The sequence below is a fragment of the Paenibacillus anseongensis genome, assembly GCF_009757995.1.
In the GTDB taxonomy this organism is placed as follows: Bacteria; Bacillota; Bacilli; order Paenibacillales; family NBRC-103111; genus Paenibacillus_E; species Paenibacillus_E chondroitinus.
Map to the genome: position 1 here is coordinate 335,554 of NZ_WSEM01000034.1, position 19,348 is coordinate 354,901.

The following is a 19,348-nucleotide window of genomic DNA, read 5'->3' on the forward strand; positions in this document are numbered from 1 at the left end:
ATAAGTAAACTGCTATACACATTACCGCCTGGGCGGTATTAGTGCCGGCTTCTTCTCTCTGCAGATTCCGACTAAGCTGTTCTAACCCCAACGTTGGAAGCGCTATCAATTAATAACTTCATGATACCAGTCTGTACGAATATTCCCAGAGACTATTATTGGACCGTAAGGAAAATTCTCGGGTAAATTTGAAAAGATAGAGGGTTGCGTTAGCCTGCAGATACGGAGAAGGGACACCTTAGCTGGCGTCCCTTCTTCCCCTTCACTTTCGTCACTTCAAAATTGCACCTGCAGTCAGTGCATTTTCGATCTTTTCGTTCCCAATTAAATAAATGATAATCATAGGCAAGCTGGATAACAGCATACTCGCGCCAATGAGCCCCCAATCCGCAACTCCCACATTGACAAAGAATCCAAGCAACCCCACCGTAAGCGGCCGTAATTGATCCTTGGAAGCAATAATAAAAGCAAGCGGAAATTCGTTCCAGATTCGAATGAATATAAGAACACATTGCGTCATGAGCGCCGGCATTACGATTGGAAAAATGATTTTCATATACGTTTGATAGACATTCGCTCCATCGATACATGCCGCTTCTTCCAGCTCATTAGGCAAAGACCGAAGAAAGGCATACAGCATCAGTACGCAGGAAGCGATAGCGAAGCCGGAATATGGCAAGATAAGACCCAAATAACTATTTTTGATATGCAGCCATTTAACCAGTTGGAATAAAGGAATAACGACGACTTCGATTGGGACAATTAATCCCATAGATACATATAGCAACATCGCGGAGTTGAATCTCCATTGCATACGGCTGAGGCAATAAGCAAGCATACTGCCGGTTATCAACGTAATGATGATTGTGCCTGCGGTATAAATGACGCTGTTCTCGAAATACGTATAAAAATGATATTTGGACAGCGCTTCGCTAAAGTTCAACCAATCCCAGGAAGACGGTATCCCAAAAGGATTTCTGTAAGCTTCGCTTTTGGACTTCAACGACATTGTTATCATCCAATACAAAGGAAACAAAAACGTGCATCCCACAACTACCCAAAACACTCGACTTAATAATTTCAGAAAGCTCCCCTCCACTTAAAACTCCAGTTTTTCTCTGGCAACGAACCTTTGAATGAAAAAGGAGATCAAAAGGCATTCCAGAATAAAAATGACGGCGATCGCAGTGCCTTTGCCAAATTCGGAAGTATCAAATGCCGTGTAATACATCTGGTAGATGACCGTTCTGGACTGATCTCCCGGGCCACCTGCCGTCATGACTCGTACATGCGAATAAAATGCCATTGAGCCTAATGTAGACAGGATAAGCACGTATTTGATTACATTCTGCAGCAAAGGGATCGTAATTCGTAAGCTAACTTGAAAAAAATTAGCTCCATCAATCAATGCCGCCTCATAGTAACTCTTGGGTATGGTCTTGATTCCTGTATAAAACAGCATCGCGTTCAGTCCAATATATTGCCACAGGAATGTCAAACCGATGCTGGGCATGACCGTTTTCTTTTCCGTCAACCACGAATGTGTCCAAGAGCTCAACCCTAATGAGTTGAGAATCGCGTTAAATAAGCCCCAATTGGGTTCGTAGAACGCCAACCAAATCTGAGAAACAACAGTGACCGACAGGATCGCAGGGAACATCGCCACCGTCTTGAAGAATCGACGAAACTTCGGTGTCTGAGCATCCATAAAAAGCGAAAGCATCATGGATAGGGGGAGCCCCAGTAACAATGAAATGGCTACAATGAGATACGTATTTTTATGTGCGGTCCAAAAGGATGGAGATAATATCACTTCTTTGTAATTATTTAAACCAACAAAACCCAAATTTCTAAACCCGTCATGCTTATGCAAGCTCATCCAGATCTCCGGTAGCAAAGGGTATACGCAGAATAAGGTAAACAGCAGCAATGCCGGGAAAGCAAACACAAAGATAGACACTTTGGTGCTAAAGTACTTGTTCATCGCTCTCTCCACCATTTAATTTGTGTCTAAACCCCCTTGGATCTATCCCAAGGGGATTTAGCTATTCAATTATTTTTTATTTAGCAAACCACGTATTTTGGCTCCAGATCTTGTTCATCGCATCATTAAATTTATCTGCTGAGTATTCGCCCGTTAATAAATTCGCTCCTTGCGTAGACACTTCGGCAGACGTCTTTGCATCTAACGAATTAAGAGCCCAGGATGCGATTTTATTAGGAATCGGATTGTACCAGTCAACGAACTTCTGCATTAGCGGGCTCCGATCCATTGCCTTGTTTCCTGTTTTCAAAGATATAGGAGCACCGGTAGATTCAAAGTATAATGCATCCGCCATGGCTAGAAATTCGGCAAGTTTGACGGCCTCTTCCGGATTCTTGGTTTTGCCGTTGACCGCATAACCGTTGACCGGAGAACCCCAGAACTGTACATTCTTTGTAGGGTTATACTTATCACTTGCGCTTGGAAATGGGAAGAAATCAACCGTTTCGTCTTTTGCGAGATTTGGCAACTCCCAAGTAAACTGCCATAACATAGCCGCCTTTTTGGATGTAAACATTTCCATCGCTGGACCGTAATCTATATTGGCTATTCCGTCTGGGAACACGCCTTCCTTGACCAGCTTTTCGATGCGAGCCGCTCCTTCCTTGACGGATGGATTGTTGAAGTCCGTTTTGTTGCTGACAAGGTCTGCCATCGCCTGCGGATCTCCGGTTTGAATCATTTGCTGCAGCATGAAGAGCTTCGGTCCCCACCCGTCCTTGCCAGGAGTTACAGCCGGTACCATGCCTTTGCTCTTGAGCGTCTTCGAGATTTGAATCAACTCATCAAACGTGGTTGGCACTTTAACCCCAGCTTTCTCGAACATATCTTTATGATAGAAGATGACAGGGGTGAAATAGGTGTCCGCTCCGGAAGACAAGCTGTAAATCCCGTTATCTACATGCTTTAACGCATCTGGTACCGCGTATTTACCTAAGAAACCGTCTTTGGAAATATAAGGTGTCAAATCCAGAATGCTGCCTGTGCTCTTCAACGGCGTAAAGTAGCCCGCGTCATTCCAGAATACGTCCGGCATATCCCCGGATGCGTTCAACGTCTTCAATTTGTTTGCCATATCCTCGCCGCCGCCGCCGGGCTCAAACTCGACTTCAAGATTGGGAAGCGCTGTAGCAATATTCGGTTTAATGAATTTTTCCATAATTTTATTGCGATTTTCGTCCGTCGTAATCGTGATGACTTTCATCTTGATTTTTTTGCTGTCCGTCTTCGCCGTACTCTTGTTATCCTCCTTGCTTGTTGCCGAGGGCGACGGATTGTCGGACGGCTGGCTGGATTTTGTTTCATCCCCACTGCTGCATGCCGTCGCAACCAGAAGAGTACTTGCCATAAGGAACATAGCTGCTGTCTTTGACTTCGTTTTCATTGTTTACCTCCCCTATTTGTGAAAGCGGATATCAGATTGACTTCAGATCTTGAAAGCGGTATCAACCTTGAGTTAATTTTACGAATATTGCCAATTTTAGTACAGAGATTATTCTCGGACCAGTAGTAAAATTAACGGTAAAAAATAGACGTTATAGGCAAAGTTTTCACTTTCCCCCTAACGTCTGCATGGAAGTATATAGTCTAACTGATTTGATTCACATATTTGCTAGGTGTGATGCCCATCTGTTTTTTGAAGCATTTGCTGAAATAGTTGGCGTCCGCATATCCCACCTGATTCGCTACGTTTTGGATAACCTTCTCTCCCTGATCAAAAAGTTCTTTTGCTTTAATAATCCGTATTTCAGTCAGGTAGTCATTGATTGTACAAGTCGTTTCTTTTTTGAACACGAAGCAAAGATGATTGTAATTCATATGAACGCTCTTTGCGATATCTTCGATTCGCAGTTCTTCGTTGCCGTAATGCCTCGAAATATACGTTTTGACCTCCTCTATAACTTTTACGGCTCTATTGGTTTTGCGGCTATGCACATGATCCATGGCCTTTAGAATGAAAGCACGGATCCAGTCCTCCAACTCGTTGAAGGTTTTCATCCTCTGAACGTGTTGTATCAAATCGGGATGTGTCGTATTTCGGAAGACATCTTCAGAGCTTTGCGACGCTTCGGCCAAAAATTCCAGACATGTGGCTACGATTTCGATTCCAGCCAGGAGCAGCATTTCCATAGAAGCTTTTTGTACGCGAGTATCATGAAAAAAGCGCGAGAGCCACTCTTCCGTCTCGGGCATGTTCCCGATCCGCATAGACATTAGCAAACCGCTTCTTTTTTCCACCGAGAACAAGCCGACCTTTATCCCGGTTTCCGCAATCAAGGAATGTGCGAACACCTTGTTGCCCCCCCATACAAACCGCTGCTTCAATGCGATCAACGCTTCCTTGTATGATGCCGAAATGGACTCAAGCGTTTCGCAGCCATTCCCTAAACCAATTGTTATTGTACAGCCCAAGTCGTTCTCTATATTCAATCGAATCCGTTCGCATATTGATTCCAACTTATTGAAATTGCCGTCAGGCGATCCTATGATCAGAACCAGGTGAGCCTCATGATCATGACAGCCGACACACTGAAAGGCGCTCTGCATATTATTTTGAGCGATTTCTTGTACTTTGGCTTTGCGTAACAGCATATCCTCCTCAAGATTCCTCTCATCACTTGAATCCAGATCGACCACAATAGCCCTATAATACAACCCTTCCAACTTTATTCCCAAATCATTTAATCGATCCCGTTCGGAATTCGATCTAGAGATACCGTTGCCCTGCAGCCAACCGTTCAGCACTTGCTCCTTCATAACAGACAAACCTTCGCTCGCCTGCTTTCTTAAATCGTCCAACTCCAGTTTCCCAAGACGCTCCGTTCGTATCAATTCCTTTATATCAAGCAAGGAGCTTTGGAGTTCTTCTTCGTTAATAGGCTTCAACACGTAATTCATAACGCCTAATTGCACGGCCTGTCTGGCATACGCGAATTCGCTGTGGCCTGACAACACCAGAAATTTTAATTTCCGGTCGCGCTCTTTGGCTTTGTGTATAAACTCCAATCCGTCCATAATCGGCATATTCATATCGACCAACACGACATCAGGCTCTACCTCAGCCATTAGCTCCAGCGCTTCCGCCCCGTTTTTTGCTTCCCCCGCGATTTGAAAGCCCAACTCACTCCACGGCAGCGAAATCTTCAAGGCTTGCCTGAAGTAATATTCATCATCGACGATAAGTACTTTATACATGGTATTTCCCCCTATTCTATTCAATCCTTATCTTGCGGATAATAGAAATGCCAGCCTCATGGATGCGAGCAGGAGCTAATGATGACGAAGAGGCAATACGATTTTAATTTTAGTATAAACGCCGAATTCGCTTTCAACTTGGAGTCCGTATCTTTCTCCATACAGCATTTGGATCCGATTGGATACGCTTCTAATTCCAAATCCCCCAGCTTCATCAAGAGCACTGAATCCCGCCATTATAGCTTTACTTTGATTATTGTGCATACCAGCCCCGTTATCGTAAATTTCAATTTCCACATTGTTGCCGCTTCGCTTTCCGGTAATGCGTATGATTCCTTTTTCCTTTTTAAGCTTCAATCCATGATAGATGGCATTTTCCACAATTGGCTGCAGGGTCAACTTAGGAATCGAATACGTCAGAATTTCATTGTCAATTTCCATCGTATACGTCATATATTCAACATAACGCAGCTGCTGAATTTCCAAATAACTTTCCGTTAAACGCATCTCCTCGCCAATCGATATGATATCGTTACCTTTGCTTAACGAAATCTTATAGAAATTCGCCATGTATTGGGCTGCCTGGATGGCTTGCTTTCCTAAGCCCAGCTTAATGAGCGAAATAATGGTTTCAACCGTGTTGTACAAAAAATGAGGCTTTACTTGCGATTGCAGCAATTTAAATTCGATCTCGGCCTTTGTCCTTTGTTTCTCGACGTTTTCGGCCATAAGCGCTTCAATACGATTCATTAAGTTATTGAAGCCCTCGCTTAAATATCCAATCTCATCTTTTGATTGGTAAGTACTTCTGACTTGCATCTTCCCCGTCCGGATTTCTCGCATAGTCTTAGCAAGCTGGAAGATGGGTCGCGTAATCGATCCCGACAATAGAAAGGACACAATTAATGCTAATAGCAGGCATGCTGCGCCGATCCCGATCATTAATTGATTGATTTGTTTCCGATCTGAAGAAATATCATCCATAGGGATAACGCTTACAATTGTCCATTTCAACGGTTCGAAGCGCTGGGTGAATATCAACATTTCATTTTTTCCGCTGCCTTGGGTAAATGCTGTGTCCTTACCATTCTCGGGAATGGTTATGGAGACGGCTTCCTTGAAATCCCGGTATAACATGGCTTTATTCTGTGAGGAAATAATTCGGCCGGCAGAATCAACGATATAAAATTCCCCTCCCTTATTTTCCCCTTCGTAAATTGAAGCAATCGTCGCTTCTTTCACATATAAAAAAACTCTGCCAACCATTTTACCGGTATCTTTATGAATGACCGATTTGGAAACCGCAATTACATTGTGCTCACCTTCATACAAAAATCCGAATTTGATCAAGCTTGTCCAAGTGGGTTGGTAGAAACGATCATCCGCTCCATAATCGTCACCGAATATACGGGAAGCATATGCGTTATCAGCAAACCCGACGTCCACCCAGTGACGATTCGAGGTGAGAATGCTTACCGCTTTAATTTTTGTGTTAGGCTCCACAATATTGCTAATCGTTTCTGAAAGGGTCTTTTTCATTGAAAGGTTATTTAAACCTTCAACCGGCCTGCTTGCATTGAACTCACTATTTAATAATAAATCATTATAAAGTACGTTCTGCAACCGATAATCGCTGGCCAAAATTTTAGAATAGTCTTCAATTGTAGCTATCAAAGTTTGAAGGTTGTTTTTGATGAGCACAAGCTCTCGGGAAGAATTATTGATTTCTTTCTCAATAAGGGCTTTCTGTGAAATCGTGTTAGCAAAGTACGACTGGGTAGAAATAAATACGACAATGATTAATATATTCGCTATGAATATTTTGTTTCTAATGGAAATCCCGCCTATATACTTCGAGAACCCACTCATCACGCGATTACTTCCTTTCTTTTCAAATGGTTGAATTATTGGGAGTTCTCTATTAAGAATAGCATAGGTTTAAACCGTTTCAAATTGAAATGTTTTGAAGTAGAAAGTAAGTCTAGAGGTCGGGTGGTTTTCCCTTGCCCACAATCTGATCAAAAAAGCGGCAATGGATGCCAAAGGAAAAGGAGCTAAACGCGAACAAACCGCTTAGCTCCTGTTTCAGGTCGAACCCGGGCTCCTCATCCATATCCATAAAGAGATGCTGAGACTGTGAATAGTAATAAAAAGTTAGCCCCAATAACAAGAATAACTTCATTCTTATTATTGGAGCTCAAATTTACTATTTAGTTATTTATTATCCAGTAAATTATACGCAACATAAGAAAGGTCATAAATATCTACCTTGTTGTCCCTATTCACATCTGACCTTTTTGCCTTTTCCCAATCGATGTCGGTAGAATCCTTTCCATAATAGTAAGCTACAATCGCAAGGTCTCCTATGCTGATAATTCCGTCATTGTTTATGTCTGCATAAGCTACTTTGTTCATAAAGACAATCACTGCACTATTAAGTGCCTCGACGGAGCTGTCTACCTGGGATTGTGTTGCATTATAGTTATTGTACACTGACTTGGCCGCATCTATCGCCGCACCGAAGATATCTTTTGCTTCCTGCGGATATTGTCCAAGCTGTGTTCCAACTACTGCTTCTGCATAAAGTCTTTCAGCACTAGTAATAGCAACTCCTAGGGCTGTCTTATCAACACTTTGTCCAGCTATCACTGAAGAAAGGAAGATATTTTTCGAATTATTCAAAGCGATTACTTGACTGTCTACCTGTGCCTGTGTTGCACTGCTGTTGTCATTCACAGCTTTTGCTGCATCTATAGCTACCTTAAAGATATCCTTGGCTGTTTGCGGGTATTGGCCAGTCTGTGTGCCTACTACCGCATTGGCATAAAGGGTCTCTGCGCTACTTATAGATGCTCCAAGTTGAGCCTTATCAACCTCAGATGTAGTGCCTACTACAATGGTTTTACTGCTCAATGCCGCCTCAATTTCTATTCCATCAGGCATAGTACCAAGGACCGCTTGGGTAACTGCAATACTTCCGGAAGCATTTGTTTTTGCCTTGAAGGTGACGTTAAGTATTTCCGCACTTGGCGTAGCCAAACCATTTGTGGCCACAGAAATAATTCTTACAGCGCCGGGAGTGGTTCTAGAGTCTACTACCATGATTTTGTCATTAGCACCTTCCACAGATACATACTCGAAGATATTAGGGTCATATCCAAGTGAAATATCCTGAGCATAAACGCTTTGTGACACATTATCCATACTGATTTTTACAATAAAGCTACTTTCAGGCTGTACATGGCTTGCTGCCGATATGTTTACTCTAGGTTTAGTTAGATCAACTACTGGAGCAGTTGAAATTGTGTCGGCTGCTTTTCCAACTACAATCCATTTGGCAGCGGTTTCGATACTGTAACCTGTTTCGTCTGGCAGATAGTTGTAATCGTCAACGGCTTCAGGGAAGTCCGACAGAACGTTGGCAGAACCGGCAACGATACCACCTGCGATGAAGTAACGGTCGGCACGGTTGCTGCCATACCCGTGTTTCGACGACTTAGTGCCCACTCCAGACACCCAAGAGGTGTCGTTATACATATGTGTGCCCAAGATATAGTTCGCTGCGCTGAGCGTATATTTCTCGCTCACAATCTCAGGAAAATACTTGTTCAGGATGCTCATGCTAACGCCCATGTTGAGAACGCTGACATTGCCGCCAGTTACCGGCACGCCAAACGGGTTCGAGATCTCGCTGTCCAAAACAGGGATATAATTGGTTAGGGCTTGCTTAAATTCCTTCTTGAACCCTTGATCCATATAAGTAAGGACACGCGCTGCTTTCCATCCGTCCATTCCGAAGTTTGTAGTACTCAGCTCAAGTGCCGAAACTTCCTTAATGAACTGCTTATATGTTTCGTTGTTGCCATTGGTGGCGATCAGGAGCTGCACAGCGGCCCTCCACTCAGCAGCAACCTGCGTTCCGCTAGTGACAAGGGTCTCTTTATTCCAGATGTTTTCCGCTGTTGCCAGGCAGCGAGCGGCAAGTGCGTCGTCAAAACCTTTGAGAGCATAGGCTGCCGATGCTAGCGCAGCTGCTGCGTCATACTGCATTTCCACGTTCTTGGTACCGACAAAAGCAAGTCTGTCGTCCAGCTGGCCAGATTTTAAGCCATATCTAACGTCCGACGCGAGAGCACTGTCGTAAACGAATCCGTCTGAAGCCTTCGAGGCGTCACCTGACTGTGAATATTGCTTCAGGGTTGGAACCTTCATACCCTTGAATACGAAGCCGACATTTTCAATTTGGCCTAATATCTGCAGGATTCCCTGCTTCACTTGCTGTTGAATATCATTAATTCCGTCCATTCTGTGCATCTCAACGAAGCTAGATGCATTATCCATTGTGAATGTGTCATAGTCTACACCTAACTCTTTAAATGCCAAAGCAAGATCCTGGATCACCCCAAGGTTGCTCGCTGTATCAAGTTCATAACCGCTTGGATTGTACCATCCACCAACGGCCAATCCAGGAATATGCTCATAGGGTGCATAGGTAGAATCCGTTACAGTTCCCATGTTCCATCCACCAAACGATTGCATATTGAGCGGAGCTTGAAGCGCGTCATCTTTAAATGTCTGATTATGCCAGATGCGGTAACTCTCGCGAACAGTCATATGATCCATATGGACAGCGAGGAAGCCACTGAGGGATGACTGCCATGATCTGTCATAAACGTTCTTTTTTATCGGGAACGGATCAGTGCGTTCTCCAGCGTAACGGATTACGTACATACCCGGATCTTTGACTGAGGAGAAGTCAAAATTTCTATAAGTATAACGTGCCAATGAAGTAGGTGTGCCAAGCTCACCGGAGAATACTTCCGTATAGGTGCCATTCATATTCAAACGGTCAACATAAGCTGTCGTTGGTGCGTTGAAGTTTGGATCAAGTTCGATTACGGCAGCCTTTGATACATCCATCGCATATCCAACCTGGCTGTGAGCAACATTGGGTTTGCGGGTCCAATCCTGCTTAACGTCAGGGCTGATGTGCCATGTGATTTCGGTGGCGTTTGCTGGAATCATGGTGCGAAGTATAAACCAGCCGTCCTGTGTATTGTTACGTCCGTCGTAGAGCGAGAGATCACCGCTGTCCGACGAAATGCGAATACGGTTTTCATTATCCTCGGCGGCAAAGGTCATCTTCTTGCCGGTTGCGAAAGGCAGCGGTTGCATGTTGCCTTTATCACTTGCCTCGGTCCTAGCTCTCTCAGCACTCACCATATCGTCCTGAGGAACGAGAGGGAATACGCCGAAGGAATCATAATTGCCATCGCCGTTCGTATCAGCCTGGAAGCTCTTGCTGATGAACTGTGATGGGGCAAATTGTAAGCTGAAGCCCGCTTTGCCTATAAGATCTGCTGGCAGAGGATTGTCTAGCTTAACCGTAAGCTTGATACCGCCAGCTTCTGGTTCTGCCTTCAGGTTGTAACTAACCGCAGGGTTGCCCTTTGAATCTGATGGAATAGTCAAGCTCGCGCTGAGGGTATTGTTCACATCGTCAACCGTTCGGCTGTTGCGTACTGGAGGGATAATACTATCCGACTTATCCGGAGCATTCAGCAGGCTGATGTCGCCGTTGGTGGCGATACGGCGTCCGGACTGGATAAGCTCGATGCCCGCATTCTTCTTGTCGCCAAGTGCAGCGTCAAAGGTGTTATCATACATGAACAGGTTGAAGCCTGGGGTCTGCAGATATCCATCTGTGGAACTCGTCTTCTTAATACCCATCATGAAGTTATTTTTGAAGTCCTTGGTTGGTTCTTGAGTCTCAGTGGAAGACTCATTGGCGATCATACTCGCAGCCATACCTACAGAAATCCACTTAGACTGGTAGTTGATGATCGATTCGTTTTCAAACCACAGGAAGTTAAAGTCACCAAGTGATTCCACGAAATCTGGCGCAAAAGTGATGTGACCAGGCAGAATCGAACCGGGAATGAAGGACTGGTCCGCACGGTTGCTGTTATAGGGTTTCAATTGGGACTTCGTGCCCACACCTGACACCCACGAATTGTTGTTGGCAGGGTGTCTGCCCAGGATATAGTTCGCAGAGCGTAGAGTATACATTTTCAAGGAATCGATAGTTGGGAAGTATTTATACATAATGGCCAGACGCTGACCAAAGCCAATTATGGTCGGTGATCCGCCCCAACCTGCTCCTGTGGTAAACTGCACTCCGAATGGGTTGGTTATGGTAGGATAACTAACCGTAGCCGCGTATTGAGTTACAGCATTTTCCACCTGAGTTCTAAAGGCCTCGTCCATAAGATCCATGATGAACAAGGAGTTGTATCTTGAACTTATACCGTTTGAGTTAAATGCAGTGGATGTTAGTGATGAAAGACGGTTCTTAAAATATTCAAACCTGCTGCTGTTGCCCATCTTTTTGGTTGCAAGCATCAGCTGAACCAGCGTATTCCATTCGGTGCCCAAGTTTGCCGGCTGGGATGCTCTTTCTTTGTCCCATATGGCGAGTGCAGTGTTCAGGGATTTGGTCGCAAGCTCAGGATAATAATCATACAGTAAGTATGCGGCTCCTGCGATATCCGCTGAGGTGTTGCTGGTAAGAGTGCTGGTGAAGTTTCCGCCGCCGCCGCCGAGCAATAATACTCGATCGTCAGGTTTACCAGAATATACGAGACCGTTGCGCTCAACGATTTCATTTGGGCCAAGGGTGGAGTCGTATATATAACCGTCGGTATCGGAAGAAACATCGCCTAGATGAGTGTACTGGCGCAGAGTACGTAATTCCATTGTTCCACCGTAGCCGCCGAGATTATCGATCTGTGCAAGGACATACTTGATTCCGTGTGCAACCTGCTGCACAATATCAGGAATTCCGTCAGGCTTGTGCATTTGTACCACACCGCCTGTTTTATCATCCCACTTAACAGATAACGTATCGCTGTTGTCCATATTGTTGAAAGCCTCGGCCGCAAAAATAAGATCCTGAAGCACTTCGATTTCTCTGGAACCTTGGAGGTCAAAATCACCAGCGTCATACCAGCCGCCGACATTCAATCCAGGAATATGCTGCCCCGGCTTGATGCCTTTCGCAGTGATTGAATCCGGCATCGTTGCTGGCATGCTCATACCGTCAAACCAGGAAGCACCTAGAGGTCCTATGCTACCATCATCCATATGCGCCGCTCCATGCCAGATGCGGTCCCCGTCGCGAACCTCGATATGGTCCATTTGAACCGCAAGGAAGCCACTCAGAGCCGATTGCCAGGATTTATTATATACGTCGTTCGCAATCGGGAATACATCGCTTTCCTTATCGCCATACTTTATGACGTACATACCAGTCTTGATTTCGCTTGTAAAGTCAAAATTCACATATTTATACCGTTGCCATGATACGGGAGCAGATACGTTGGCAGTGTATACCACTTCCTTAGAACCGTCTGCGTTTACATGAAGCAGGGACGCCGACGAGGGAAAATTATTTTCATACTTGTCTAATTCAATAACTGCAAACTTCTCCTGGTTGGGAGAATAACCAACCTGGCTGAAAGCTATATTTGGCTCTCGCACCCAGTTCTGAACTACCTTGGGACGGATATGCCATTTTGCAACAGTGTCGCCTTTCTTGCCATCCGTGATCAAGTTACTGAGCACATACCAACCATTCTGCGCGCGGTCGCGAGCGTCATACAGCTGGAGTTTGCCGGTATCAGAGGTGATACTGATATTATTCAGCTCGTCCTCAGCGGCAAATGTAAAGCCATATCCCTCGACAAACGGAAGCGGCTGAGAATTGCCCCTATCCGTGTTCCAATCTTGTACGTACCAAGACTGGGTCGGAAAGTTGGGACGCTCAACTTCGGACATTGTGCTCTGTGGATGAAGCGGGAATACTCCGAAGGTGTCATAAGGTCCGTTTTCTACGGAGATTGCCTGAAATGTCTTGTTCTCAAATTTTGAGGGGATGAACTCCATGTTGAACCTGGCCTTGCCAGCAAGGCTTGCTGGTAAATCCGAGGTTAGTACGACTGAGAGCAATGCGCCGCCTTCCTCTGGGGTAGCGATCAGATCATACTTGAGAGTTCCGTCCGTGGCTCCGTTGAAAGTCATCGGGCTGGTGATTTTGTTAGTCGTCATGTCAAATATTTTGGTACCACGGGTAGGCGCTGGAGTCGCATCCCACTGCTCGGGAGTGGGCATATAGTGAATGTCACCATTGGTAGCTATACGATTCCCATGGAGAAACAGTTCGATTCCCCCCATGTGCTGGTCGCCGAAGACACCGGAATAGGTGTTGTTGTACATAACTACGTTGAAAGCATTGGAGTTTGCCGTTGTGAGATATCTGTTTGCGTCGGTTGAGCTGCTGAGAACCATGGAGAAGTTATTGTCATAGCTGCCAGCGGCTTGTACGGGAGGAATGGCTCCGATAGGCGCTAAACCTAAAACCATGCTAGCGCTCAGAGCTATCGACACGATTTTTTTCTTTAAAGAGTTAATGATAACTGCACTTCCTTTCAAAAATTTTTTTGAAATAAGATTCTGGGCAGTCAAAAGTTCTAAGCATCATTGATTTAATTCGCTTGCTCTTACCCTCTCCTTTAATTTAGATACATTTTGTATCTACATTTGCACACATCCTCCCCTATACAGATTGTGCCTTGTCATTGCACCAAATAAATGCGTGAAAAACTTCAGGAAAGAGGCTTGTGCGAAGTCTCTTCGGTTCCCTTCATGGATTTGAATCTTTTTCACTTTGGCTTCCTGTTTCGCTTGTTTGGCAGGGTCGCCTAACCCGAGCTTCCCGCCATTTGTTCATTTCCGGTTTCCCCCTTTAATTAGTTGAACGAATTGATTCTGCTTACACGATCTATTCTATCAGCGTTAAAGGCGAGCCCGCTACAGCGGCAGTCTGCATTCTTTTGCTCCCTATCAGCATTCATTTAATCCAATATGAAAACGGATACAATATTTTTTCAGTTTCTAGCATTATTTTATGCCTTTAGTAAATGAGTCCTTTCATGTTACCTATTCATGCACTTCGAGTTAATTCATGGTAAATTCCCAGTTTAGGACTCGGATTCGGAGTGGTACTTCTCAGGCGCGGAATCGTCCACCTTCAGTCGCATGGCAGCTACAGCGAACTGAATCTGGACGGCTGTCTGTTTAGGTTGAAGCATTCATCTTAAGGTTGGTGTGATACAAGGTGCTTGGTGAATGGTTCTAGCAAATACATAAGTTGCTCAACAGCTTCCTGCACAGTGCAGGGCATAGAGTTATTGATCCACCATTCCAATACACCGATAAACCCGGAAGTCAAAAAATGAGTAGTCACATCATTTGAAAATGCGCTGTTTTCTGATTTTATACCGACAACTTCAGTTACTGTTTGCGCAATGAGGGCATATAAGCGGTTGCGGAAAAATCCAACACCCTCATTGTTAAGAAGCAACTTGTATATTGTAAAATTTTTCTCCAAATATTCAAATACGCTTTGAAACGCGCTTACGCTTAGATAGGTGTCAGTACTATTCGCACAGTGCTGTAGCAGCAACTCAACATATGTTTCAATGCACTTGTCAAGCAAATCGAATTTATCTACGTAATGAAGATAAACAGTCCCTCGGTTTATGTTTGCACGTTCGGCAATGTCGTTGATGGTTATTTTCTCAAATCCTTTTTCAGCCAGAAGGTCGATGAAAGTATTCATAATGGAGTGCCTTGTTTTTTGTATTCTTCTATCCATAAATTTTCCTCCAGCTATTCAACAAATTAGCGCAATGTGTTGAGTTCTCAACAGTTGAAACAAATGTAACTATTGATACTTCCTCCACGAATCAATATGCTAAAAATATCAAACATTTGTTCGAAATTCAACAATCGTTTAGTAAAGAGGAGGATTTATGAAAATACTATTTTTCGGTCGTGGTGCTGTAGGAACACAGTACGCCTGGGCGTTTGAAAATGCAGGCCATACCGTTGAGTTTTATGTTCGTGAAGGTAGGAAAGCGCAATATGGCTCACATGTAGACTTAGAAATATGGGATGCAAGGCGGAGCAAAAAAGAACGGCTAGTCAAAGAAAAATGGCCCATTGTCATACATGAGGAAATAAAGGAAAATCACGATTATGACCTCATCTTCATGAGTGTCAACCCCGAGCAAGTATCAAGTGCGGTAACGTACCTTGCGCCACGAGTTGGACATGCAACCGTTCTGTTTTTCAATAACTTTTGGCAAGATCCTCAATCAGCTGTTCAGCCAATTCCGCTCAGTCAAATTGTTTTCGGCTTCCCCGGCGGTGGCGGTGGATTTGAAGGAAACACTCTCTACGGCGGTGTTTACAAGACCGTTCAGTTTGGAACATTTGAATCCAAGCCTACCCAAAGAGATTTAGAAGTTCGCAATCTTTTTGCTGAGGCAGGTTTCAAGATAATGGTTCAAAAGGATCCTCGAAGCTGGTTCTGGAACCACTTCGCATTCAACGTTGCAATGGAAGTGGAAGTATTAAAGCACGGCAGTTTTAAAAAAGTAGTTTCTTCACCCGAGGCGCTCGTTGAAATTGGTCGTAATATGAAAGAAATGATCCCTGTTTTGAAGGCAAAAGGCTCAAAACTTGATGTTATGACAAGAATGGTCAGCGCCCTCCCACCTAGAGTTGTTGGATTTCTTTTGAAAGTCATTTTTTCACCTAAAGGCATGGCCTATGCACTTGTGGGGCATAACCACTTTAAAGTTGGTTACGCCGTACTGGAAGTTATATCGGATGCTCGAAAACACGGCATAAAGGCACCACGACTTTACGCTGTTGAACACCTAATTACCAAATAGGGATCCTGTCGTATAGGTCCAGTTGCTTCTCGTTCACATATCGCTTCATCTTGTGCATCGCCCGGGTTAAAGCCTTTGTCGCGCGATTTGCGGTTGATATTTTTCACATGGCATTTATAAAATGGATGAAGTGCGCTGAAAAAGGCCTTGCGGAGCATTTACTCACCGTTTATGAGTTGTATGAGAAATCGTTGGGTTGCGTGGATTGAACACCCCAAATTGTCGGCGCAAGTTGTAGCTATCCTCAACTATGGCTCATTAAAAAGAGGTTAACCATTCATTGGCTAACCTCTTACTGTTACCAATAATATAATAGTTACATGTTGGGGAGAAGCAAAATTAGGTACTGTTTCAGGTCAAACTCATTACCCTTCTAACATTCCCTATTCGCTAAAGAAATGAATTATAGAGAGGGAAGCGAGGCTCCCTCTCTATTGCTGCTGAGTGCTACTTATTTAAGTATTTTCCTAGCCAAAGACGCAAGGTCCAAGATGTCGATCTTACCGTCGTTATTCAAATCGGCATGCTTGTAGCTGGACCAGTCCGGATCAGCGGAGGTTTTGCCGTAGGCTGCCGCAACGATTGCCAGGTCACCCACGGAATAACGGCCGTCGCCGTTCGTATCGCCAGGCTGCGTGCGAATCACTGCATCGTTAAATGTCTGCAGGGCTGCATTCAACGCGATTACTGCTTGCTCAACTTGATACTGGGTTGCCGCAGCGTTATTCGCTACAGCCTTCGCCTGATTGATAGCTGCCTGCAGCGTTGCTTTGGAGCCCACCGGATACTGACCTACCTGGGTTCCCACAACGGCCGCGTCATGCTTGCTTTGTGCATCGGCGATTAAGGTATTGAGGGCTGTTTTATCAACGACTACACTGTTCAGCAGAACCGTATAAGACGTGCTCTGCAATTCTTTTTCGACGCCGACTTCATTGGCAACGACAGCATTGGACAAGGAAATCGTTGCTGCTGCAGCCTGCGTGTCGAATTTTGGTTTCCAAGAAAGCTTCAGAAGACTACCGTCAAGATGGGCGTTTTTCCCAGTTGTTGCTATAAGGAACCGAACTTCCCCTCGCTTCTGAGTCTTGTCGACGATCACAACTTCAGTCGGCTTCACGGATTCGGCCGATACGTATTCCAACTGACTCGGATCATAAGTAAACGTTAAATCCTGGGCATAAATATTTTGATCCATGCCGCTCAAGCCATAATTCAGATCAAAGGCTGCTTCTTTAGAAGCTGCCGCTGGGCCTTCAAGTACAGCGCCCGGTTTCAATACAGGTACTGCTGCCGTCAAAGCGTTTGCGGCGTCCTTCACGTTATTTACGCCATTAATATCATAGATTCTTACGCCCAGAACATCATTGGCTGCTTTGCGGGCCGCATCAAATTTGTTCCAGCTGTCAGGAGTGTACTTATCCTTGGAAGAATCCGGAGGAAGATTACTCAGCATCTTTTTCAATTCAATCCGGGCCACGCTGCCTATCATCGCATAGTAGGACATCTTAGCCGTATAGTTCGTATTTCCATTGCTGTCGGCCGACATGAAGATATGCGCACCCTTTCTGGCGTTGAAGGTGCTTGTATCGCTGACTCCATCAAAGGCGTACACGCTCAGCTTGCCGCCATTGCCCTTGCTGTTCTCGAGCAGGAAATCGAATTGATCCGCCTGCCAATCAGCTTGTTCCCTTTGGATTTCTGGCAAATTCGCCATGGAAGCCGTCCAGCCGTTTCTAACCAGTGCCACATGTGCGTTGGGCGTGTTATCCCAATTCGTTTTCGTCCAGTTCGGATTCTTCGAGCCGTCCGGCAAATAGTACGGCAGTGCGTTCGGATCATAATTCGGATTGGCCACAAGATCGGAACGTGTGTCGGATTCGGTAAATTGAATTTCATCGGAGATGGCGGCGAACTTATTGAAGGTCTCTTTAAACACGTTCAGGTCGAGTGAAACCGCGTTCCTGTTCTGCATACCCACGACGAAGGTTGTACCGTCTTGCTTCATCTGCTGATAGATAGGTTTCAACATGGTGATGGTGGCGCTGCGCTTTGGTTCATAGGGTTTATCGGCGTCGTAAAAGTCATTGTATACAAACGTCCAGTTTGCTCCCAATGCTTTGTTGTATTTCGAGGCTGATGCAAAAGCCTGCCTGATATACTCACTCTCTGCCAGGAGCCTGTCTTCACCGGTCAGATCCGTTTTTTTGAAAATGCGACCCCAATTGCTGACCTGGTAATCGCTTTCATTACGGATATAGCCTGTATAGTCATCAATAGCCTCGTTGACCACATCCCACGAGTAGATGACATCGTTGTAAGGGGAGAATTTTTCAAATACAGCTTTGATATAGGAATCGATTCTAGCCAGCATAACCTCCCTGCTTGCCCAGGGCTTAGTGGTTGAAAATCCTTCATGGAAGAAAGCTTCCGGCGTCTGGTTGTGCCAAAGGAGCGTATGACCTTTGATCTTGACCTGATCGTTAGGCCCCCGGTTTTTGTTCAAATTCCTGACATTGTTCAAGAAAGCCACTTGAGAAGTTGTTGAGGCAAGTATGGCGGTCTTATTTGCCTTATCAATCGCAGCCGCACGCTCTTCATCGCTGGAATAGGCTGCGTTTAAAGCGCTGTTATATGCTGCAGCCGACTGGCTGGAGCCAAACAGAGATTGCGGCTTTAATTCATTAGCCGGAGACCAGCTGTTATAGTGGTGCTGCAGCATGCTTTGCGGATCGCCGCCCCCAAAAAAGCTGTTCATCCCATTAAATGAACCGAACTTAAAATAGTTTTCAAAAGTCTGGTAAAGCGATGGAAGCTCAGGCTGATAGGTTGCCGAAGCAGGCTGAACTAAAAAAGTCATCAGCATGGTAACCATAAGTGATAATGCTACTATCTTATTTCTCATCGTGATTTCCTTCCTCCTATATGAAATTCATTACTGCAATCTGTTTCTTCACACTATCATCCGATAGTAACTCTCAAAAGAGGACTAAAAATAGCACCACTTATCATTTTGATACATTTTGTATCATAAATTGCATATCCCCTCCAATTCAGTGGCGATCCTTGGCTGTCCTCCAAGTGCCTTCAAGTAAATGTCCCATAACTTTCAATTTCATGATCTTGTCTACCATTTGTTCATGTTCTGCTTTCCCCCTCTATTGGTTAAACATACTGATTACGCTTACATCATTTATTGTATCAGCGTCAAAAGCGAGCCGCTATGGCGGCGGCCTGCATTCCTTTGCCCCCTATCAGCATTCATTTAACCCAGTATGAAAACGAACACAATATTTTTACAGTTTCTAGC

9 protein-coding genes are annotated in these 19,348 nt (G+C 44.8%); 1 reads left to right on the plus strand and 8 read right to left on the minus strand.

Going from position 1 to position 19,348, the window contains the following annotated elements; all coding sequences use genetic code 11:
* Positions 1–271: 271 nt before the first annotated feature.
* The 7 genes from GON05_RS32600 to GON05_RS32630 all read right to left on the minus strand — a co-directional run bounded on the left by GON05_RS32600 (position 272) and on the right by GON05_RS32630 (position 14,954).
* Complete coding sequence (locus tag GON05_RS32600) at positions 272–1,018, minus strand: carbohydrate ABC transporter permease (RefSeq protein WP_220138859.1); 747 nt, start codon at positions 1,016–1,018, stop codon at positions 272–274.
* 81 nt (positions 1,019–1,099) lie between these two features.
* A complete protein-coding gene (locus tag GON05_RS32605) occupies positions 1,100–1,984 on the minus strand; it encodes a carbohydrate ABC transporter permease (protein WP_127452675.1) in 885 nt (294 codons plus the stop codon).
* A gap of 76 nt (positions 1,985–2,060) precedes the next feature.
* On the minus strand, positions 2,061–3,428 hold the full coding sequence (locus tag GON05_RS32610) for an ABC transporter substrate-binding protein (protein ID WP_157325356.1): 1,368 nt from the start codon (positions 3,426–3,428) through the stop codon (positions 2,061–2,063).
* 203 nt (positions 3,429–3,631) lie between these two features.
* Complete coding sequence (locus tag GON05_RS32615) at positions 3,632–5,239, minus strand: response regulator (protein ID WP_157325358.1); 1,608 nt, start codon at positions 5,237–5,239, stop codon at positions 3,632–3,634.
* Positions 5,240–5,314: 75 nt separating this feature from the next.
* The gene (locus GON05_RS32620) at positions 5,315–7,108 is read right to left on the minus strand and encodes a cache domain-containing sensor histidine kinase (protein ID WP_157325360.1); all 1,794 of its coding nucleotides are present in this window, start codon (positions 7,106–7,108) and stop codon (positions 5,315–5,317) included.
* A 345-nt stretch (positions 7,109–7,453) separates the two neighbouring features.
* Positions 7,454–13,762: a glycoside hydrolase family 9 protein gene (locus GON05_RS32625; RefSeq protein ID WP_157325361.1), complete on the minus strand. Its 6,309-nt coding sequence runs from the start codon at positions 13,760–13,762 to the stop codon at positions 7,454–7,456.
* A 631-nt stretch (positions 13,763–14,393) separates the two neighbouring features.
* A complete protein-coding gene (locus tag GON05_RS32630) occupies positions 14,394–14,954 on the minus strand; it encodes a TetR/AcrR family transcriptional regulator (protein ID WP_157325362.1) in 561 nt (186 codons plus the stop codon).
* A 157-nt stretch (positions 14,955–15,111) separates the two neighbouring features.
* Between GON05_RS32630 and GON05_RS32635 the strand changes: the two genes are divergently transcribed.
* Positions 15,112–16,038, plus strand: coding sequence for a ketopantoate reductase family protein (locus tag GON05_RS32635; RefSeq protein ID WP_157325363.1), 927 nt, complete (start codon positions 15,112–15,114; stop codon positions 16,036–16,038).
* Between the two features lie 451 nt (positions 16,039–16,489).
* Here GON05_RS32635 and GON05_RS32640 read toward each other — a convergent pair whose 3' ends face one another.
* Entirely contained in the window at positions 16,490–18,943 is a 2,454-nt protein-coding gene (locus tag GON05_RS32640; protein WP_157325364.1) for an endo-1,4-beta-xylanase, read from the minus strand.
* Positions 18,944–19,348 lie beyond the last annotated feature (405 nt).